Genomic DNA, 19,701 nt, shown 5'->3' with positions numbered 1-19,701 from the left:
TTTTGGTAGATTTGTACGCAATCAAATTATACCAAAACCCTGTGTTCATGCGGAATTTTTATATCTGTTTGACCCAATTAAGCCGGAATTAGAGCTGATTTATTAGGTGCGAAACTTCAGTAATTAAATCACATACACCTGATTCGGATTTTTTAAAGAACCTAAGAGACTTAATTGATATATAACTGCTAATTACATGGACCAATGTCCACTGCTTGTTCCTTCTTCGCCACATTGACCTTTAAATGTAATACTTGGAACCCCGCTTATATTAATTCCTGCTCCAGCTACAGTAATAATTGTATGTCCATACTTAATTAGATATTCGCAAGAATGCTTTAATCCCGGATAATATGAGAATACTGTACCACTCCCGCTCTTAGCCCAACATTTGTTTAAATTCTGATCTGCCTGTATTAATGGGAAAGAAAAGCCACATCCTGCTCCTGGGGCACTTATATTGCTTGTGTATGTTCTACTTATCTGTGAACTTCCATTAACATAGGTAACATCCATGTACGAAGTATTCGTGTCCGTATAGAATCCATCGCTCCAACTTACACCGATATAATCAGTGAGAGTCCAAAAAGGCTCTGAACTCCAGCTCCAATAGATGTTATATTCCGCACCAGAATTACTACTACTGGCCCTAGCATTTGAATAGTTCGCATAAAAAGTGAGGCTTGCCGATAACGCCATGGTTTCAGCTTCAGTTCCTTTATAATTTCTAATCATTTTAATTTGGTCACTTGTATACCCTATAGATTTTAATTGTTCATCATTTTCCTTGTTTAAATCCTTAATATGTTGAACGTAATCGAGATTCCTTAATGACTGAATTTCTTGTGGCTTAAAGCCTTGATTCAATAATTGTGAATCACTTTTAGCTTTAAGCTGATTAATTAGCGTATACTCTTTTATTATCGTTGAATTCGGCGCACTTTGTTCTTTAGAAGGTGACGCAAAGGCAAAATTGGCTACGCATAAAATAATTGTTAATGTCAGCGCTGCTATTCTGTTAATTTTTTTCATAGAGTTCAGCTCCTTTAAATATTTTTTAGGCAAATGAAATGTATAAATAGTCACCTCCCTTTTTTAGAACTAATGAGCAAAAAAATAATTAGATAAAATGGACTAATTAGATATTAACACTATATTTAGAAAAATAATCATTACAGTTTGTTAATATAACTAAATACGGTTTCTCTTACAACATTTATAGTTTTTGAGAACAAAAAAAGCGATCAAAATAGATCGCTAGCTATCTAAAGATAGAAATATAATAACTAATGAGGGTTAGCACATAAAGATACTATCATAAGCGTTACATAACCAGTCATTAATACCCCAAAAATAGTATATAAAACTATACCAGAAAGATCTTCCTTGTGAATTGCTCTCATTATTAAAACTAGATCAAAAAATAAAAACATAGAAACAATTGGAGCTGAAATCAATTTCCTTCACATCCTTCTTAAGGCCTTTCTTGCTAAAGTCTTTAAATAAGTTATTTTTACCCAGGAAATAATATGTACCCAAAACTTCTAAGAGACAATAATCTTTTAGGATATTTGGGATTGTCTTCTAAAATATTTCTGAGGCGATTTATATACACATATAATTCCTGGCGTTCGATATATTTTTCTGATCCCCATACATAATTTACTAAAGCTTCTGTAGAAACAGGCTTTCCAATATTTAACGTTAAAAAGTAAAGAAGCCTACACTGTATTCTAGATAAGGGAACATTAATATTATTTTTGATTAATATATCCATAGAAGGATCCAAGTAACAATTTTCACACAAAGGGATTATATCTTGTTTAATATTCATTATTACACGTTTTTTCTCCTTTTGTTTTCTTTGTCACGGTAGAAGCGCAATTACCAGTACTTTCCCCGCACATCTATGTCTTGTGATTATCATTGTACATAGATTGCTTCCGAGTATGATTTACCACTTTCTCTTTAATGAACCATTTATTGATGTATGATTTGCTAAAACTCTATAATAATACCCTTTAGATACCGACAATGAAGCTGAAGCTATTTATAGTGTACTATTGTCCACCCAGTAAATATTGAATTGAGTTGTACTCCAACTTGAGTAACTGCAGTGTAGGTTGAAGTCCACCCTGATATATTGATAGTTCCCGCACCATTATTTACGATTGTGCATTGGCCGCCTGAAATGTTTTGATACACATTGGGTATCGCGACAGCCATCCTATTATGTTGGATAAAGTGTCTCCAAAAGCTGATTAGACAGACATCAGAATAAAGATAACTTGAAGTACAGGTATTAGTTTTTTCATCATTCTTGACTCCTTTCAGTATTTTACATTATAGAGTGTTTAACGGCGGAAAAGGTTACAACTTTTATGAACAATTTAAAATGAATTTTGCCTTTGAGGAACTTTGCATGTCTTCGGCGAGTTGCCTGGAGTACAATTTGGCGAGCATCCAGAATTTCTTGAAGATTACCTTCCATGGAGTCCAGAAGTCAAGAAGCCTGCCAAAAGAGCAAAAACTTAGTTTACAGGAGTTTTTGCTCTTTTTCTATCCACCAAGTTATTTGACGCTAACATTTGAAGGGTTTGTCTAATGATTAGAGAATAACTTAAAGGGGGTGAAAAATTGAAAGATAATGGTATTAACCTTGATATATTCGAAATACTTGTTAAGCAAAACTATGAGAAGGTTTACCGGGCCATTTATTTTTATACCAACAATAAGTTGGTAACTGAAGATGCAGTTCAACAAGCGTTTACATTAGCTTATTGCAAATTAGGTCAACTAAGCTCAAAGGAAAAATTTGCATCATGGGTTATTTCTATTGGACTTAATGAAGCAAAACGAATAATCAAGGATAGAAATAAAAGTACAATTACCTCAATTTTAGATACAAAAAGATTTCCAGATAAGATAGACAATATAGAATTAAAAGAGGACATAAACAACGTTCTGAATAAACTCAAACAACAGGATGCCGAAATTTTAGTGCTTAAATATTATGCTGATTTACCCCTAAAACAAATTGCAACTTTATTAGGCATTAATATATCAAACGTAAAAGTGCGATTACATAGGGCGAAGGAGAAATTCCGGGAACTAATGGATAACGATATTAAATCTATAGGAGGTTGAAACTCAATGGCTTTATCAGAAAAAGAGATTGATCAATTAATAACAGACCAATTGTCCAAAGAGTTGACTTCCAGCATTGAAGTTCCAGACGTCGATTGTCAGTGGCAGAAGATTAAACAACGCATTATAGACAATGACGAGATTTCTAAACAGTACAAGAATCAACAGACACGAAAAAGAGTTCTTATGACAGCTGCAGCGATTGTTATATCTTTTGTTTCATTGAACTTTCTCTACCCTAGCAATGCAAATGCCCTTGGGGGAAAGATTGCCGAATTTTTCAATTATATCGTTGGCAAGACCACTCAAGATAAAACTGAAACTTACAGCCAACCAACGGATCTCGGCAAGCCAAAGTTACAAGACCTAGGCGAAAATATAGAAAAAGAAGTTACTCTCGAACAAGCTCAAGCGTCAATACCTTTTAAGTTGGCTACTCCAAGCTATCTTCCGCCAGAAACGAAAACTCAACGAATATTGCTTACCTCTTTGGGAGGAGATGTATATCAGGTTTCTACTGAGTATATCGTGAATAATCAGGTCGTTATATTTAACCAGCAAAATAGCGCTAACAGCACTTCTCGTGGTTCGTTATATGATACTGATGATACCAAAGTTAAGGATATTGCGATAAACGGAAGTCCGGCACTTTTATTTATGAGTAAAAATGGCGTAAATCTTTTAGATTGGCAAGAGCGCGGCCTTGTTTTACAGATACGCGGTATTATAACGGAGGAGGAAATCACCAAGATCGCAAATTCCATAAAATAACACCACGGATACCTATATGGGCCCGTGGTGTTTCCTTATTCCCTATAACGTTTGATTATCATTGCACATAGATTGCTTCAGAGTATGATTGACCACTTTCACTTAAGGAGCCTTTTATTGCTGTATGATTTGCTAAAACTCTATAATAATATCCTTTAGATACCGACAATGACTTTCCTCCATAGACGTAGGCCGAATTAGGGCTATAATAGCTGTAGCTATTTAGTGTATACCATTGACCACCCGATAAATATTGAATATTGAGTTGTACTCCAACTTGTGTAACTGCAGTGTAAGTCGAAGTCCAGCCAGATATATTGATGGAACCCCCACCATTATTTACGATTGTACATTGCCCACCTGAAATGTTTTGATAAACATTGGGAACAGCGACTGCCATACTATTTGGTTCGGATAATGTTTCTCCAAAAGCTGATTGGACCGACATTAACATAAAGATAACTAGAAGTACAGGTATTAGTTTTTTCATCATTCATGACCCCTTTCAGTATTTTACATTATAGAGCGTTTGGTGGCAGAAAAGGTTACAATTTTTATGAACTATTTGAAATAATTTTTTAATTTTAAGTCGTTAGCTATTTTAAAAAGTGAGCCTCCCTGATGATGAGGGGGCTATTCTTGTTTGTATACCCTAATAAAATTCAAGAAGAATACCATAATTAACCCTAAAAAATATGCTAAAGTCTTAAAATACTTGTAACCTTTTTGGCATAAGAAACCTCTAATAAAGAGAGAGAATAAAATTATGAAAAGGGAGGTCGCCAAATTCTCTGATAATAGCTAGAAGCATGGGCTTGGCTATTCTTGATAAGTTTAAGAGTGAAATGGATCTAGATACAATTTATTTAACTTCAGGTGACTATTTTGACGATGGGCTATCAGGTTGTGCTTTAGCAGGTGTAAATTGTAACCCGTTGCTTTTGGTTGGTGATAATTCGGTATTACAAAAAAAATTATTTAGATGATCATGAAATTACAAAGTATAACATTGTTGTACTTGGAGGGCTGGTTAAAGAAGAGTCAATTCTTACTTCATCTAGTAGTACTAACTATGAAGAAAAAACTATACAAGATGTAACCAATGTAGATCCCCAAGACATAACAAAAATTATTTTCTATGATGGAAGAGGTGGATTAAATAAACCTCTGACAATTGAAGATAAACAAGATATTAAAACGTTTATGGATTACTTAGATGGATATGTGGTCGAGAAAACGAAGAACCCAGAGCCTTTCACGGGGTGGATTCATGAGGCTGTATTTTATATCAATAATAAAGAAGTAGTGGATATAACTTTTAGTGATCCAATACTCATAAACAAAAATTACTATACTATTCTAAAATCCACTTTGGATAATAAAAAAATTGATACATTTTTAAAATTGATTGCCCCAACTTATGTAACCGAGTGAGTAAATTTTTTCATAGTTAATGTATAATAAAGCTGGTCATCTAAGAGGAGGAGAGCAATTTTACCTCCTCTCTTTGCTTCTTATCGAAGTTGCATAAAACTTTAAAATAATTGATGGGCCTTAAAAAACAAAGCAAAAGACCGAGTCTGCCCCAGTCTTTTGCTTTGTAGTACTTTTTATAAGTTGCCTAGAACCTCAATAATTGTTCTCTTTTAGGATTACATCGTGGGCGCCGCCTTCAATAATACTTGTGGAGGAAACTAACGACATACGGGCTGTTCGCTGTAATTCCTCAATGCTGATTGCTCCGCAGCTGCACATTGTTGATTTGATTTTGCTTAAAGTTCCCTCTAAATTATCTTGTAATCTGCCCGCATAAGGGACATAACTGTCGACTCCCTCTTCGAAATGGAGTTTATCCCCTTCCCCTAAGTCATACCTTTCCCAATTGCGGGCTCGATTAGAGCCTTCACCCCAATATTCTTTGACATAATTGCTGCCGATTTTTACCTTCTTGGTAGGGCTTTCGTCAAAACGAGCAAAATATCTTCCCATCATGACAAAGTCTGCGCCCATGGCCAGTGCCAGGACAATATGATAATCGTGGACAATTCCGCCGTCAGAACATATGGGGACATATATCCCTGTTTCTTTATAATAGTCATCACGTGCTTTAGCGACTTCAATAACCGCAGTGGCCTGGCCTCTCCCGATGCCTTTTTGTTCTCGGGTAATGCAAATAGAGCCTCCGCCGATTCCAACTTTAACAAAGTCAGCTCCGGAGTTTACTAAATACATGAATCCCTCACGGTCAACAACATTGCCGCCGCCAACTTTGACGCTTCCCTGATATTTATTCTTAATATAGGCAATGGTTTTTCCCTGCCACTCGCTAAACCCGTCGGAGGAATCAACACACAGAATATCGGCGCCGGCTTTCACTAATTCGGGAACCCTCTCTTCATAATCTCTGGTATTAATTCCGGCTCCAACGACAAAGCGTTTTTCCGAATCCAATAATTCATAAGGATTTTCCTTATGATCATCGTAATCTTTCCGGAATACAAAATAGAGCAGGTTTTGATTTTTATCAATAATGGGCAGGTTGTTGAGTTTGTGTTCCCATATAATATCATTTGCCTCACTGAGACTAATGCCCTCTTGGCCTACGATAAGTTTCGATAACGGGGTCATAAACTCGGAAACTTTCTTATCCAGAACATCCCGGCTAATCCGATAGTCCCGAGTTGTCACGAGTCCCATTAATCTTGTTGAGGAAGTGCCGTCTTCAGTAATGGCAATGGTCGAATGGCCGGTCTTCTTCTTAAGCTGTATAACATCTTTCAGCGTATGTTCAGGCGTAAGGTTGGCATCACTAACCACAAAACCGGCTTTAAATCGTTTGGCCTTCTTAATCATTTCGACTTGTTCCTCTATCGGCTGTGAACAATAAATAAAAGAAAGCCCTCCGCATCTTGCTAAAGCAATGGCTAAACTATCGTTAGATACCGATTGCATGATTGCAGATACAAAGGGTATATTTAACTCCAGAGGGGATTTTTCACCGCGCTTAAATTTAACCAAAGGTGTTTTGAGATTAACATTACTGGGTATACAATCTGTCCTTGTCAAATTTGGAACGAGCAAATATTCGCTAAACGTTCTCGACGCATCTTCATAGTAATAAGCCAATTTAAACACTCCCTGTTCTAAAGGTTTCAAACGAAGAATTTTTACTAGTCTATATGAAGAGTTAGGTATTGTCAATCCTAAAACCTTTGAAGACATGATCTATTTTACCATATCAAGATGTGAGGATGGTTGAGCAAATGTTAAAAGTGTTTGAAGCAGGTTTTAATAAATATGCTTGTGCAATCCCCCCATGTGTGCTACTGTAAAAGGAAGGCATAAACTGAATATAACGGGAGCTTAAGAAATTAGGCTGAGAGGGTGGTTAGAGTTACTGCCGACCGAACCTGATCTGGATAATGCCAGCGGAGGAAACGTGTTGAGATAAAGTAAACCGCGCATGTCATGTGCGGTTTTCGTAATTTCTCCAGAAAACGGGCAGAATTTTTGGATGGGAAGTATCTAGTTGATATGCCGAAGGAAATCTGTATCGAGAAGGTTTCAGTTTGATTGCTAAATGATACTAATTATAAGGAGTGGTCTGGAGTGGCTAAAATTATGATGGCATTTCAGGTGTTGCCAAAAGTTGAAGACGATCGGCTTTTTGAAGTTGTCGATGAAGCAATCGCTGTTGTGGCAGCCAGTGGTGTAACCTATGAGGTTGGGCCGATGGAAACAACCATGGAAGGGGAACCCGATGAACTGTGGGCTATTGTACGAAAGGCACAGGATGCCTGTATAAAAGCTGGTGCCTCCAGGGTTATGACGTATATTAAGATGGACTATAATCCTGGTAAAACGACCATTGAAGAAAAGATCAAAAAATACCGGGAGAAGTAAGGAAATGCCATTGAAATCAAGGCGGTTCCAGAAAAAATGGCGTGATAGTATTCCGACAATCGTATTTTCAGTAATCTGTTTGGCCCTTTGGCAAATCATTGTCTCCTATTTTAAATTGCCTCTCTGGCTGATTCCTTCTCCTATAGCTGTACTGAAAGCCTTTTGGAACACTAGAGAGTTGCTTTGGACACACACCCTGACAACACTTTTTGAAACAACTACAGGGTTTGTTTTGTCAATAGCTTTGGGTTTAGTGGCAGGGGTGGCAATGGTACTTTCGCCTCTAATTAAGCGTTTGTTTTATCCTTTGTTGATTGTGTCCCAAACGGTGCCTCTTATTGCAGTTGCCCCGCTTTTGATTCTCTGGTTGGGTTATGGCCTTCTGCCCAAAATTGTCACTGTTGTCCTAGTATGTTTTTTCCCAATCGCTGTGAGTTTAATAGAAGGATTAGAGGTCAGTGATGATGACTTGCTTAATCTGCTTAAGAGTATGGGAGCAACACGCTGGCAAATCTTGTACATGATTCGTTGGCCCAATGCTTTACCATCTTTTTTTGCGGGATTGAAGATAGCTGCAACCTATAGTGTTATGGGAGCAGTGATTGGCGAGTGGCTTGGAGCTAGTTCCGGTTTAGGAGTATATTTAACACGTTCGTCGCATTCATTTCGAACAGATCAGGTATTTGCCGCAATTGTCGCTATTACAGTATTAAGCCTATTTTACTTTGTTTTAATCGCGGTAATTCGGCGCCTTGCTTTACCTTGGTTACATACTAAGGAAGATTAAAATCGTCAAGTTGAACCTTATGACATTTCCAGGTTTTAAAGAAGTTGCGGAAAAGGAGTAGGAATTATGATTAAACCATTGTTTAAATCAGAAATTGTGGGCGGACGAAAGAAAATAAAGCATGTTAAAAAAGTATTAAGTGTAACGCTGGCGGCAAGTTTATGTGCTCTCCTTTTGTTAACCGGATGCAGCACAAGCACGCAGAAAGCAACAGAATCTGCGCAGACAAAGCCGGCAGCTCAACCAGACAAAGTGACAATTATGTTGGACTGGACACCAAATACAAATCATACGGGTCTCTATGTGGCTAAAGATAAAGGGTATTTTAGCAAGGAGGGCCTGGATGTCCAAATCGTTCCTCCTTCGAGCCAAGGGACGGTGGAACAGTTAGTGGCGACCGGCAAAGCCGATTTCGGAATAAGCGCTCAGGAACAGGTTACCGATGCCCGCGTCCAAGGGCTGCCCTTAGTTTCTATAGCTACAATCTTGCAGCATAACACATCGGGTTTTGCTTCACTGAAGAGTAAGAATATCCAAACTGCGAAGGATTTTGAAGGTAAGACTTACGGCGGCTGGGGTCTGCCGTCGGAGACAGAAACCATTAAAGCCTTGATGGAGAAGGAACATGCGGATTTTAATAAAGTCAAAATGATAAATATTGGAGATGCTGATCCCATTGCCAGTATGTCAAAAGGTTCTATCGATCTGACCTGGATTTTCTATGGTTGGGAAGGGATTCAGGCTGAATTGGCCGGTACACCTCTCAATATGATATGGCTGAAAGATATTAATCCGGCACTTGACGATTATACGCCTGTTTTAGTTACAAGTGAAAAAATGATTCAGGGAAAACCCGATGTTGTTCGCCGCTTCACTCAAGCTGTCAGTGAAGGCTACCAATATGCTATTAAAAACCCGGATGATGCGGCTAACATTCTGATCAAGAACGCACCGGAAGAAGATAAGCAGCTTATCAAGAAGAGTCAAGCCTGGATTAGTCAGCAGTATCAGGCTGATGCTTCACAATGGGGCGTCCAGAAAGCCTCTGTTTGGCACAATTATGCTCAATGGATGTTTGATCACAAACTACTGGATAAAATGATCGACACAGATAAGGCGTTTACTAATAACTTCCTGCCCAAGGCTTAGATTATGCTAGTACTTAAAGATGTGTCCTTGTCTTATCAGGACGGCGGAAAATCTGTTCTGGATGTTTTGCAAAATATTAACCTTGAGGTAGAAACGGGAAAATTCGTATCTCTGATTGGTCCTTCCGGTTGTGGAAAGAGTTCGATTTGTAATTTGATCGCCGGAGTGGAGGTCCCTGCTCAAGGTGATATTTTTTTAGAGGGCCGATCCATTAAGGGTATCCCGGGTCAAGTGGGATATATGCCTCAAAAAGATTTACTATTGCCCTGGCGTACATTGCTGGACAATGTCGCTTTAGGCAGCGATATTCGTCGTGAGGATAAACGTAAATCCAGGGAGACAGCACGCCACTGGCTCGATCGTTTCGGGTTGGGTAAGTTTGCGGAGCATTACCCGCATCAATTATCCGGTGGAATGAGGCAAAGGGGAGCCCTTCTAAGAACCTTTCTATTTGGACAGAATACTTTGATCCTGGACGAACCTTTTGGAGCACTGGATGCTTTGACCCGGCGGGAAATGCAGGAATGGCTTCTTAATGTGTGGAGCCAAAGCCGTCCGACGGTTGTCTTTATTACCCATGATATTGAAGAAGCAATTCTTTTGTCAGATGAAGCTGTTGTTCTAAGCCATAGCCCTGCTCGAATTTTAGATAAGATCCAAGTTCCCTTCTCCAGGCCTCGTGAGCAGGACCTTCTCCTTTCCAGTGAAGCCATTAACATTAAAAAACACTTGTTAGATTTGTTGAATGGAAAAAGGAATGTATAGAATTTATTAATCAGAGAATCCTATTTGTGAAACGTTAAAGGGGGTAAATTGGCTATGGCTAAAAAAACGAACAACAAGTCACGGAAGCCAGACAACACAGAGAAGATTCCCCTTCCCTTCGATTCTGATAAAATTGGAAAAGATGTCGCCAAAGACCGGGTTTGATCCCGGTCTCTTTTACTATCAGGAAGTATAAACTTTCTGAGCATAAATGCAGCGCAGCTGCTGGCCATGCCGAGTGTCTCGCCGCTGTGTCAATGTTAAGTGATGTAATGCAATGTCATATAGCTGAAACCGCGTTGTATTATGATAAAGAAAAATAAGGGATATTTTTGGCAAGGAAGATTAATCTGGTTTTAGTTACCAGAGTAAGTTATTAGAAGTTATAAAGAAAGAGAGAGGAACATGTTTGAATTAATAAAGCAATATTCTCCCTATAATGAACAAGAAGCGAAGGATAAAGAGGTCTTTTTATCTTGCGCAGAAGCATTTGAAGATATTTTGACGAGGAACAATGAAGCAGCACATATTACCTGTTCGGCCTTTACGGTCAACAGTCGCAAAGATAAGGTGCTTATGGTCCATCATAATATTTATAACTCCTGGTCATGGATAGGAGGCCATGCTGACGGGGATGAAGATTTATTGGCTGTAGCAATAAAAGAACTGAGGGAAGAGACGGGCGTAGAGACTATTCATCCGGTTTCCAACGCTATTTTTTCCTTGGATATATTAACTGTTTTAGGACACATAAAACGCGGAATTTACGTATCCCCTCACTTGCATTTATCCGTTGCTTTCTTAATCGAAGCGGATGAAAAGGATTTGCTCAGGGTTAAGGAAGATGAAAACAGCGGCGTTAAATGGATTCCTTTAGCTGAAATCAACACCTATAGTACCGAACCTCATATGCATAAGGTCTATACGAAACTAATAGCTAAAATCAAGGATTTGCCTGATTCTCCGCTTAATTTGTAAACAAAGTATTGAAGGCTTAAACCACGTCAGCAATTCGTCCCCTTCCTCAAATCGTCGCAAACGATTAGGGAGGGGATGAATTGCGTTTCTCAACAAATTATTGTCTCTTCGTTTTAGCATAATAAACTCACAAGGGAGGTGAACAAGCCAGTGGTGGGAGCATGTTCACATTATCAGTTCCGCTGCTAAGCTTCCCCGTTTCCCCAGTGCGACTTTCTTTTGGGCCTGGGTTAAAGGCCGCTCTGATTTGATTAAAGCTGTCAAAACACCACACTGGGAGGTGTTACCAACGAGGATAAAGCCCTTGAGGACGTCCCCCTGCCAAATTAGTTTTTGGTAGACGGTTCTGCCATCAATGATTCCTTGCGCTAGTTCTTCTTCCCAATCTCCTGTTTCCATGGCTTTATTAAGCTTGGTAATACCGGCAGACATGGCTGAGAGGCCGAAAAAGTCAACCGAATTTAGGCTCAATGATCCCGGATAAACTTTATGGACTCCGCACATATTTGCTCCGGCAATTCTGCCCTGAGTCGCTGCATTCGGCCAGGTGGCGTTTACTGTGAACGTTTGGCGAACTATATCCCAGGTTTCGGCAATATCCCCGGCTGCGTAAATATTGGGCAGGTTGGTGGCCATAAAAGCATCTACCTGAATCCCCTTGCCAATATTAAAGCCGCATTGCCTTAGTTCGCCAATATTAGGGCATACGCCTTTACCTATGATTACTAGATCAGCGGCAAGTTCTGTTTGAGGTGAGAGCAGGACAACCTGCACATGGTCCTTGCCTGAAATAGCTATCACCTCAGTCTTGAAAAGAAATTGAATCCCGTTTGCTCTTAAATGATTTTCGATGATACCGGCAGCTTTGTCATCAAGCATCTGAGAGAGGATCTGTCCGGAGGAGACTACTACAATGACTTCAAGTCCCCGTTTTCTCAAGGCGTAAGCACATTTTAAACTGACTAAACCTCCTCCGACGACGACAGCTTTTTTCGATCCTCGTTCTATGACCTTATTGATGGCTTCCGCATCCTCTAGGGTACGCAGAGTAAAAACTTCCGGAAGACTTTTACCGGGAATGGTGAGTTTTTTTGCCGAAGATCCCATAGCAAACAGAAGTTTATCATAATGCCACTCCCGCCCGTCTGTGCTCTGAACCATCTGACGTACCGGGTTAACCCTATTAATGTTGACTCCATAAATAATGTTCAAGTTCAGTTGTTCAGCAAAATCATCATTCCGTAAGTAAAGTCGGGAAGCGGGAATATCACCTGCTAAAAAATAGGTGGTAAGGCAGCGGGAATAACTTGGCTTTTGTTCTACTGTGAGAACGAGGAGTTCTGACTGGGTGTCATGCCTGCGAATTTCTTCGACAGCAAACAGGCCGGCAGCGCTGTTGCCAACTACGATGTACCTCATATTTTCTACCTTCCTTAACAAGGAAGTCCGAGCTTTTTTCGCTTGGCCCGGATATCCTCAAGAAGTCCTTCAGCCGCTTTAAGGGGATCGGTTTCGACATAGAATTTTCCGCCAATTACATCACTGAGGCCCTTGGTAAGCAACTCGGTTACCATTTTACTCCCGAGAACAGGCGGAACAACACCAAGGTGAGTTGTGAGTCCCAAGGTTACGGCCCAAGTCCCAATACTTAGAGCCTTTTCATGTTGGAGTTCAGGAGCGCTTGCAGCCACAGGCAATGCGGCAGAATCCGTTTTCAGGTAGGCGGCAATAGCTGTGACTAAATCCCCGATTCTTGAGTTATCAACGCAGCTTCCCATATGCAGGACCGGTGGAAGGGGAGCACTGAGACCGGCAGCTTGGCCTAAGGCCGTTAGGACTGTCTTTAGGCCTTCCCCAGCATACTTTTCCGTTCCCTCGGAATTCATAAGCCCCGCTTTCGCCAGGGCGTGGGCAGAACATCCCGTGGCAACGACTAAAACGTTATTTTTCACAAGTTCCTTCACAAGTTCTACATGGATCAGATCTTGAGTAACTTTGATATTGTTGCAGCCTACTGTGCCCACCACTCCTAATATATTGCCCTTAACCATATTATCCACGAGAGGTTTGAGTGGGTCTTCGGGATCTATTCTTTTCAATATTCCAATGATAGCCTCCACGCTAAACCCAGCCATAATCTTACATTTGTGATTCGGAATTTTAACTTTCTCCTTGTCTCTTCGGCTATAAGCTGTAATTGCCCTGCGCACAATTTCTTGAGCAGCCTGATCTGCGTTTTCCAAAGTAAAGGGTATGTGGCTTGCTCCGGGTATTTTGACAATCGGCATAGTTGTGATGATTTCCGTATGATAACAAGAAGCGACTTGGGCCAAAGAAGGCATAATACATTGAACGTCGACGACCATAGCATCAACTGCCCCTGTAACTATGGCTAATTCTTGGGCTAAGAAGTTCGTAGCAAGTGGAATGCCGTTGCGCATTAAGACTTCGTTGCCTGAGCAGCAAATTCCCGCGACTTGAATTCCTTTAGCTCCGGCAGCAATAGCTTCTGCTTGAAGCTTCTTCGACCAATAAACGATTTTTTCCGAAAGCAGGGGGACATGCCCATGGACAACCAGATTGACAAAGTCTTCTTTGAGAACCCCTAAATTAGCTTCAGTGATAACGGGTGTAGGAGTTCCAAATAGAATATCCTGCATGTCTGTTGCTAGTTTTAAACCGGAATAGCCATCTACGAGACCTTGTTTAGCTGTCGCCAAAACGAGATTTACGGGGTCGGCATCCATTCCCATAGTCGTTTGGTGCATGGCTTCACGAATTTCCCGATCCGGGTTGCGCGGAAGAATACCCAGATTTTTCCAAACACCGATTCTTTCTCTGGGGGCGTGAGCCATTAACCACTGAACAGGCTTATTTTCATGGTTCGCCAAATCGCTATAAGCAACTTCAACGATCTTCAGGGCAAGTTCCTGTTTGTCTTTATCTGAGACATCTATGCCTAAGCCTTGGGCAAGTTGCTTAAGTTTCATTTCATCCGCGATGGGGTAATTAATCGTTCCTTTGGCGGCTGACTCTAATGCTTCAACAGCCTCATAGGCATGGTCGACATGAGCTGCCGCCCCGCCTGCCACTTGTCTCAGCAAATTGCGTGTTACAATGGTTTCCGCACTAGCTCCGCAAATTCCTTTGTTCGGGCCATTACCAAAGGGATCAATCCGGCAAGGGCCTTGAACACAGTGCCGGCAACAAACTCCCAAGCTCCCAAAGCCACACTGAGGTTGTTGAGCTTCGTAACGATCCCAAACCGTTTCAACTCCATCCAGAGAGGCTTTGGGCAATAATTCTATAACGGCAGGATCGATTGATTTTGCAGACTTCATCTTAATTAACTCCCTTCATTAATTCTAGAAAGGCCCTTCTCCCGCTGTGAGTGAATTCCTGAACCTCCACAAACTGCAAAGCTTTCGTGGGGCAAGCTGAGACACAGGCGGGATTATAATCTAAGTCAAGGCAGCGGTCGCACTTTGCTACTTGGCGGATTGATGGAATTTCAGCAATAACTCCATAGGGACAGACCATGACGCACATCATACATCCAACACACTTTTGGCTGTCAACTTGTATAAGCTCAGTCTTGATGTCAATTTGCATAGCTCCACTCATACAGGCATGAACACAAGGAGAATCTAAACACTGACGGCATTGCAAGGGGAAATTTTGTTCACCATTGGACTCGACAAAGATTCTTTTTTGGGGTAACTTGGGTTCAGCAAGTGCTTGAAATAAGGTTTTGCTGGTTGAATGAGCAACTGCGCAGGCCAGTTCACAGCTCTTGCATCCGAGGCAAAGTTCGCTTCTGGCTAAAATATGTCTCACATTTATCCCTCCTTAATACTCCTAAGTTATCTTACGATAAAGGTTTACATTTTATGGCATTTTTGCAAGGAGTTTACCATATTCTTTGTTGCCAATAAATTAAGCAAGCCCCTCAGCTTATAAGCCGAGGGGCTGTTCCAGTTGATAATCTGTAAGGTTACTTAAGACTAACTGTTACTTGGAGAAGGGCTTGTTTTACTAAAGCCATGACCGTGTTTCTTTCCGAAGCCGGAATATTGTCCTTTAGCAAAATCATCTTCAACCTGCTTTTGACGCTCTTCAATGAAGGTTTTTATTTTGGCTGCTTTTTCCTGATCAAGGAGTCCAGCTTCCAATTGTTTATCCACCATTTGCTTTTTCAGCGTGAACATTTGCTGGTTTAAGGCTTTAAGCTCATCAAGTTTCGCAGGATCCGGAGCAGCTAAACAGGTTCCGGCACCTAAAGCCAGGAAAGCTACGGTTAATGAAGTCACTGCAAACTTTCTTAACAATTTGCACTCCTCCTTGTAGTTATTTAACTGGAACGTAACTTAGAATGCCCAATTTTGGAGGAGAAAATTTTAAGAAAATGTCAAGAATTTGTGAAACTCAAAGGTATGCGAAACACTCTTTAAAATCTATGAATAGAACCAAACGGCAATTCAAAGACTAGAACGACAATTCGTTTAATATTTGGAGGTGTTTACCGTGCGGGAATGGAAGGATTTAACGAAAGACGAAAAAGAGATTGTTTCAGCTATGCGAATGCAAGGGATTACTCCTGAAGACTTAATTCAAAGAATGCGTAATTCTGGAAGAATGGATGAACATGCCCTTGAGGAATTAAAAAAGGCCCTTGAAGAAGTTAGACCGTTTCTTGTACATTAGGTAAGATCAAAATAGTCTTTAGGCAGCTTTTGTTGACGTAAGATCAGCAACAATAGTTATCAGGTCATTAATATCAAAGGGTTTCATCAGTAGTCCCTGAAATTCGTCAGGATCTGGTAAGATTTTAGAATCGGGGAAGCAGCCCGTAATGATTACCACGGGGAGATCATGTAATAGATGATCCTCCCTTATTCTTCTCACTAAATCTTTGCCGCTCATTTCCTTCATTATTAGGTCCGTTAATATTAAATCGGGAATTGTCCCATTTCTCATTAAAGTCAAAGCATCTAAGGCATTTTTTCGCAAGTCCACCTGATGTCCTTGGTCGGTTAAAGTTATTTGAATAACTAACCCGATCGCAGGATTGTCTTCAATCACTAAAATCTTAGCCATGAAAATCCTCCAATTTAGTCATTATCGAACAAGTAGTATCGAACAAGTCTAGTATACTACTGGAGTCAGGCGAAAGATGTTGAGCTTTGTATTTGCCAAGGCAAAGGTTTTGGTAAATGCTGGTATATAAGTTATAAATCGTTGAAAATGAGTCGAATATTTTGGCTTGCGAAGTAATTACTTAAACCGGTACTAACTCATGCGAAGATTCAGGAATCTTAAAATTATCCCTATGAAAACGAAAAGAGTTGCAGCGAACAATTTTTGTCGTTTGCTGCAACTCTTTCAATCATAGTATAATCTTACTCACACACTTTACCGGGATTGAGGATGTTTTTGGGGTCAAAGGCTAATTTGATATTTTTCATCAGCGCTACATACTCAGGTTCATATTGGTCGAACATGTATTGCTTTTTGGCATAGCCAATACCGTGTTCTCCGGATACCAGTCCCTGAAGTTCCTGAGATTTTCGATACATTGCGTCAAAAACTTCCGCAAGTTTCTTTGGCCAAGCTTCATCAGAAAGGTTATCTTTTAAGACATAGACGTGCAGGTTGCCATCACCGGCATGACCAAAGCTTCTAATTCTAACCTTAAATTGTTCCTGTAGGAGATGGGTGTATTTAATAAACTCAGCAACTTTATTACGCGGAACGACAACATCACATTCGTCCATGTCAGTGGTGGAAGCTTTTACTGCCTCCAGGAATGCGCCCCGGGCAGACCAGACAGCTTCTTTTCGCTCGTCGGTATCAATAATAAAGGCATCCAGAGCACCTTCCTCGAGACAAATATTAGCCACTTTCTCGTAGTCCTTTTCTAATTCTTCGGTGCTATTGCCATCAAAAGTCAGCAAGAGATAGGCATCTGAAGAGTTGTCAGGGAACTTTTTGCCCAGAAATTCCTCGGCTGCAAGAATAACTTCCCTCTGCATAAACTCTATGGCCGTAGGAGTACTTTTGGACTTAATAATCTTCGGAACAGTACTAATGGCTTTATCAAGATCAGGAAAGGGTAATAAGAGGGAAATCGCTTTTTTCGGCAGCGGAATTAACTTTAAGGTTGCTTTGGTAACAATGCCCAGTGTTCCCTCTGATCCACATATTAAATCTTTTATGCTGTAACCGGATGAGTTTTTAACAACTTTTCCACCGACATTAATAACGCTGCCGTTAGGCAGGACAATCTCCAGACCACGAATATAGTCCCTGGTTACGCCGTATTTAACGGCTCTCATGCCGCCGGCATTAGTATTAATATTTCCTCCAATGGTAGCTGACTTTTCACCAGGATCCGGCGGGTAAAACAAATCACGATCTTCGACATATTTGCTGATTTCCATTAAGAGTACTCCGGGTTCTAAGGTGAGGGTTAAGTTTTCTTCATCCAGTTCCAGGATCTTGTTCATGCCGCACATATTCAGCATGATACCTCCGAAGATAGGAACCGAAGCTCCAACAAGACCTGTTCCTGAACCGCGGGCCACCACAGGAATATTGTTTTCATAGGCATAGCGCATAATTTCAGAGACTTCAGCGGTGGTCAAAACGTTTACTAAAACCTCCGGAAGTTTACTGATGCCTCCTAATTCATCATGACTGAAATCGTCACTAATTGCTTCACCCGTGAAGACTCGTTCTTCCCCTAATAAAGAGACTAAAAACTCTCTATCATTAGCATCCAGCGTTTTATAGTTATTCATGAAAATACCTCCGCGTTTTTACTTTCCGAAAGTACAACAGCTCCCTGCCCATAACGATAAGCGGACGAGCTTATCGCCACACTGCAGCGCATTACGATACTCCTGCAGTGCGGATTGGCCGAATGTCTCTGAAGCCAGGGACGGCCTGCATAGTTTTCTTTTGAGTTGACCTGCTCTGATCCTTAACGCGCGCAAGCCAGAGACTTAGAGCTTTTCAGATTTTCAATTAGTTGAGGAACAATCTCATAGATATCTCCAATGATCCCATAATGAGCAATATTGAAAATTGACGCTTGGGGGTCTTTATTGATGGCAAAAATTTGGTCTGAACCGTTCATGCCGGCAGTGAACTGGACAGCACCCGAAATTCCGAGGGTGATGATCAGTTTGGGTTTAACAGTTCGTCCAGATAAGCCAATTTGCCGTTTGGCATTTAACCAACCTGCTTCAACTAAGGGGCGCGTGCCCGCAATTTGGGCGCCTAATAATTGAGCTAATTCTTCAATCATCGTCAGATCTTTTTCGGATTTGAGGGCTCGTCCGACAGCGATAATCACTTCTGCATCAGAGATATTTTCTTCGACCTCTTTGCGAGTTACTTTTAAGACTTTAATTCCAGACACTAATTTTGCCGGATCTAATTCACAATGGGTGATCTTACCGCTGGGCTCACATTGCCTTTCCGGAGCAGTCATAACCTTATAGCGCACCGTTGCCATCTGAGGTCTTGTATTAGGGCAAATGATCTGGGCCATAATGTTGCCTCCAAAAGCGGGTCTGATCTGCACCAGGTCAGTATTTTCCTTCATTTCAAGGGTTGTGCAATCAGCGGTTAATCCGGTTCGAAATCTTGCCGCGATTCTGGGAGCCAGAGAACGACCGATGGTAGTTGCACCGACGAGCAAAGACGATGGTTTTACTTTTTGAATAAAGTCTGCAAAGGCTGCGGTATAAGGTTCAATACGAAAATGTTTTAATTCTTCATAATCATAGACAAAGACTTCATCGACACCATAATGAAGTAATTCTTGAGCTTTATCTTTAATGTTGTAGCCTATAAAAACGCAATAAACCGGAAAATTGACGGCAGAGGCAAGTTCTCTGGCCTTGCCGATTAATTCCAGGGTTACAGGATGAAGCTCTCCTTCGATATGATCAACGTAGACTCCAATACCCTTCCATAAACTCTTATCAACGGAAGGCACGGCTTCTTCGATGAATTCCATAACCCCTTGCGGACCTTTTTTAACGCATAACTTACACATTTTACATCCGGCTGTGATTTCAAGGGTCCCGTTTTTAGCTTCAAGAGCTCCAAAGGGGCAAATATTCACTAATTCTTGAATTTTGGATTCGTCCAGATTTTCTTGATGGCAAATTAATTTACTCATGAATCTTCCC

General features: G+C 40.6%; 20 protein-coding genes and 1 riboswitch. Of the genes, 9 read left to right on the top strand and 11 right to left on the bottom strand.

Annotation, left to right across the window (positions count from 1 at the left end; genetic code table 11):
* Positions 1 to 192: 192 nt before the first annotated feature.
* Positions 193 to 1,032, bottom strand: coding sequence for a hypothetical protein (locus B5Y67_RS21440; RefSeq protein ID WP_088228404.1), 840 nt, complete (start codon positions 1,030 to 1,032; stop codon positions 193 to 195).
* Positions 1,033 to 1,513: 481 nt separating this feature from the next.
* Positions 1,514 to 1,834: a helix-turn-helix domain-containing protein gene (locus B5Y67_RS21435; RefSeq protein ID WP_088228403.1), complete on the bottom strand. Its 321-nt coding sequence runs from the start codon at positions 1,832 to 1,834 to the stop codon at positions 1,514 to 1,516.
* A gap of 803 nt (positions 1,835 to 2,637) precedes the next feature.
* Between B5Y67_RS21435 and B5Y67_RS21425 the strand changes: the two genes are divergently transcribed.
* Positions 2,638 to 3,147, top strand: coding sequence for a sigma-70 family RNA polymerase sigma factor (locus tag B5Y67_RS21425; RefSeq protein ID WP_242976073.1), 510 nt, complete (start codon positions 2,638 to 2,640; stop codon positions 3,145 to 3,147).
* A gap of 6 nt (positions 3,148 to 3,153) precedes the next feature.
* Positions 3,154 to 3,918 carry a DUF4367 domain-containing protein gene (locus B5Y67_RS21420; protein WP_088228402.1) on the top strand — a complete coding sequence of 255 codons (765 nt, stop codon included), beginning with the start codon at positions 3,154 to 3,156 and terminating at the stop codon, positions 3,916 to 3,918.
* Between the two features lie 58 nt (positions 3,919 to 3,976).
* On the opposite strand, the gene B5Y67_RS21415 is transcribed toward B5Y67_RS21420, so the two are convergent.
* On the bottom strand, positions 3,977 to 4,411 hold the full coding sequence (locus B5Y67_RS21415; protein WP_242976072.1) for a hypothetical protein: 435 nt from the start codon (positions 4,409 to 4,411) through the stop codon (positions 3,977 to 3,979).
* 455 nt (positions 4,412 to 4,866) lie between these two features.
* Here B5Y67_RS21415 and B5Y67_RS21410 point away from each other — a divergent pair, with 455 nt between their 5' ends.
* Positions 4,867 to 5,352 (top strand): hypothetical protein, encoded by a 486-nt coding sequence (locus tag B5Y67_RS21410; protein ID WP_088228401.1) that lies wholly within the window; start codon positions 4,867 to 4,869, stop codon positions 5,350 to 5,352.
* 195 nt (positions 5,353 to 5,547) lie between these two features.
* Here the strand turns inward: B5Y67_RS21410 and B5Y67_RS21405 are convergent, their stop codons facing one another.
* Positions 5,548 to 7,044 (bottom strand): IMP dehydrogenase, encoded by a 1,497-nt coding sequence (locus B5Y67_RS21405; protein WP_088228400.1) that lies wholly within the window; start codon positions 7,042 to 7,044, stop codon positions 5,548 to 5,550.
* A gap of 219 nt (positions 7,045 to 7,263) precedes the next feature.
* A riboswitch (TPP riboswitch) is annotated at positions 7,264 to 7,373 on the top strand.
* A gap of 154 nt (positions 7,374 to 7,527) precedes the next feature.
* Here B5Y67_RS21405 and B5Y67_RS21400 point away from each other — a divergent pair.
* The 5 genes from B5Y67_RS21400 to B5Y67_RS21380 all read left to right on the top strand — a co-directional run bounded on the left by B5Y67_RS21400 (position 7,528) and on the right by B5Y67_RS21380 (position 11,500).
* Complete coding sequence (locus B5Y67_RS21400; protein ID WP_088228399.1) at positions 7,528 to 7,821, top strand: thiamine-binding protein; 294 nt, start codon at positions 7,528 to 7,530, stop codon at positions 7,819 to 7,821.
* Positions 7,822 to 7,825: 4 nt separating this feature from the next.
* Positions 7,826 to 8,608 (top strand): ABC transporter permease, encoded by a 783-nt coding sequence (locus B5Y67_RS21395; RefSeq protein WP_088228398.1) that lies wholly within the window; start codon positions 7,826 to 7,828, stop codon positions 8,606 to 8,608.
* Between the two features lie 66 nt (positions 8,609 to 8,674).
* Positions 8,675 to 9,757, top strand: coding sequence for an ABC transporter substrate-binding protein (locus B5Y67_RS21390; RefSeq protein WP_088228397.1), 1,083 nt, complete (start codon positions 8,675 to 8,677; stop codon positions 9,755 to 9,757).
* Between the two features lie 3 nt (positions 9,758 to 9,760).
* Complete coding sequence (locus B5Y67_RS21385; protein ID WP_242976071.1) at positions 9,761 to 10,522, top strand: ABC transporter ATP-binding protein; 762 nt, start codon at positions 9,761 to 9,763, stop codon at positions 10,520 to 10,522.
* A 405-nt stretch (positions 10,523 to 10,927) separates the two neighbouring features.
* Positions 10,928 to 11,500 carry an NUDIX hydrolase gene (locus B5Y67_RS21380; protein ID WP_088228395.1) on the top strand — a complete coding sequence of 191 codons (573 nt, stop codon included), beginning with the start codon at positions 10,928 to 10,930 and terminating at the stop codon, positions 11,498 to 11,500.
* 165 nt (positions 11,501 to 11,665) lie between these two features.
* Here B5Y67_RS21380 and B5Y67_RS21375 read toward each other — a convergent pair whose 3' ends face one another.
* The 4 genes from B5Y67_RS21375 to B5Y67_RS21360 form a co-directional block, all read right to left on the bottom strand.
* The gene (locus tag B5Y67_RS21375; RefSeq protein WP_088228394.1) at positions 11,666 to 12,919 is read right to left on the bottom strand and encodes an FAD-dependent oxidoreductase; all 1,254 of its coding nucleotides are present in this window, start codon (positions 12,917 to 12,919) and stop codon (positions 11,666 to 11,668) included.
* 14 nt (positions 12,920 to 12,933) lie between these two features.
* Complete coding sequence (cooS, locus tag B5Y67_RS21370; RefSeq protein WP_088228393.1) at positions 12,934 to 14,841, bottom strand: anaerobic carbon-monoxide dehydrogenase catalytic subunit; 1,908 nt, start codon at positions 14,839 to 14,841, stop codon at positions 12,934 to 12,936.
* Position 14,842: 1 nt separating this feature from the next.
* Positions 14,843 to 15,337 (bottom strand): 4Fe-4S dicluster domain-containing protein, encoded by a 495-nt coding sequence (locus B5Y67_RS21365; protein WP_088228392.1) that lies wholly within the window; start codon positions 15,335 to 15,337, stop codon positions 14,843 to 14,845.
* Between the two features lie 167 nt (positions 15,338 to 15,504).
* Complete coding sequence (locus B5Y67_RS21360; protein WP_088228391.1) at positions 15,505 to 15,828, bottom strand: DUF2680 domain-containing protein; 324 nt, start codon at positions 15,826 to 15,828, stop codon at positions 15,505 to 15,507.
* Positions 15,829 to 16,024: 196 nt separating this feature from the next.
* Here B5Y67_RS21360 and B5Y67_RS21355 point away from each other — a divergent pair, with 196 nt between their 5' ends.
* Positions 16,025 to 16,204 carry a hypothetical protein gene (locus B5Y67_RS21355; RefSeq protein WP_088228390.1) on the top strand — a complete coding sequence of 60 codons (180 nt, stop codon included), beginning with the start codon at positions 16,025 to 16,027 and terminating at the stop codon, positions 16,202 to 16,204.
* Between the two features lie 18 nt (positions 16,205 to 16,222).
* On the opposite strand, the gene B5Y67_RS21350 is transcribed toward B5Y67_RS21355, so the two are convergent.
* The 3 genes from B5Y67_RS21350 to B5Y67_RS21340 all read right to left on the bottom strand — a co-directional run bounded on the left by B5Y67_RS21350 (position 16,223) and on the right by B5Y67_RS21340 (position 19,691).
* Positions 16,223 to 16,597: a response regulator gene (locus B5Y67_RS21350; RefSeq protein ID WP_088228389.1), complete on the bottom strand. Its 375-nt coding sequence runs from the start codon at positions 16,595 to 16,597 to the stop codon at positions 16,223 to 16,225.
* Positions 16,598 to 16,899: 302 nt separating this feature from the next.
* Positions 16,900 to 18,300 (bottom strand): FAD-binding oxidoreductase, encoded by a 1,401-nt coding sequence (locus tag B5Y67_RS21345; protein WP_088228388.1) that lies wholly within the window; start codon positions 18,298 to 18,300, stop codon positions 16,900 to 16,902.
* Between the two features lie 182 nt (positions 18,301 to 18,482).
* The gene (locus B5Y67_RS21340) at positions 18,483 to 19,691 is read right to left on the bottom strand and encodes an electron transfer flavoprotein subunit alpha/FixB family protein (RefSeq protein ID WP_088228387.1); all 1,209 of its coding nucleotides are present in this window, start codon (positions 19,689 to 19,691) and stop codon (positions 18,483 to 18,485) included.
* Positions 19,692 to 19,701 lie beyond the last annotated feature (10 nt).

The organism is Desulfosporosinus sp. FKB (genome assembly GCF_002196705.1).
In the GTDB taxonomy this organism is placed as follows: Bacteria; Bacillota; Desulfitobacteriia; order Desulfitobacteriales; family Desulfitobacteriaceae; genus Desulfosporosinus.
Note: the sequence above shows the minus strand (reverse complement) of the source record. Positions and strands in the feature narration are given on the sequence as shown.

Excerpts from the sequence above, each read along its gene's own strand:
- B5Y67_RS21420 (WP_088228402.1), top strand. The coding sequence starts at position 3,154 with ATGGCTTTATCAGAAAAAGAGATTGATCAATTAATAACAGACCAATTG.
- B5Y67_RS21380 (WP_088228395.1), top strand. The coding sequence starts at position 10,928 with ATGTTTGAATTAATAAAGCAATATTCTCCCTATAATGAACAAGAAGCG.
- B5Y67_RS21340 (WP_088228387.1), bottom strand. The coding sequence starts at position 19,691 with ATGAGTAAATTAATTTGCCATCAAGAAAATCTGGACGAATCCAAAATT.
- B5Y67_RS21345 (WP_088228388.1), bottom strand. The coding sequence starts at position 18,300 with ATGAATAACTATAAAACGCTGGATGCTAATGATAGAGAGTTTTTAGTC.
- B5Y67_RS21415 (WP_242976072.1), bottom strand. The coding sequence starts at position 4,411 with ATGATGAAAAAACTAATACCTGTACTTCTAGTTATCTTTATGTTAATG.
- cooS (WP_088228393.1), bottom strand. The coding sequence starts at position 14,841 with ATGAAGTCTGCAAAATCAATCGATCCTGCCGTTATAGAATTATTGCCC.
- B5Y67_RS21350 (WP_088228389.1), bottom strand. The coding sequence starts at position 16,597 with ATGGCTAAGATTTTAGTGATTGAAGACAATCCTGCGATCGGGTTAGTT.
- B5Y67_RS21390 (WP_088228397.1), top strand. The coding sequence starts at position 8,675 with ATGATTAAACCATTGTTTAAATCAGAAATTGTGGGCGGACGAAAGAAA.
- B5Y67_RS21375 (WP_088228394.1), bottom strand. The coding sequence starts at position 12,919 with ATGAGGTACATCGTAGTTGGCAACAGCGCTGCCGGCCTGTTTGCTGTC.
- B5Y67_RS21395 (WP_088228398.1), top strand. The coding sequence starts at position 7,826 with ATGCCATTGAAATCAAGGCGGTTCCAGAAAAAATGGCGTGATAGTATT.
- B5Y67_RS21435 (WP_088228403.1), bottom strand. The coding sequence starts at position 1,834 with ATGAATATTAAACAAGATATAATCCCTTTGTGTGAAAATTGTTACTTG.
- B5Y67_RS21440 (WP_088228404.1), bottom strand. The coding sequence starts at position 1,032 with ATGAAAAAAATTAACAGAATAGCAGCGCTGACATTAACAATTATTTTA.
- B5Y67_RS21385 (WP_242976071.1), top strand. The coding sequence starts at position 9,761 with ATGCTAGTACTTAAAGATGTGTCCTTGTCTTATCAGGACGGCGGAAAA.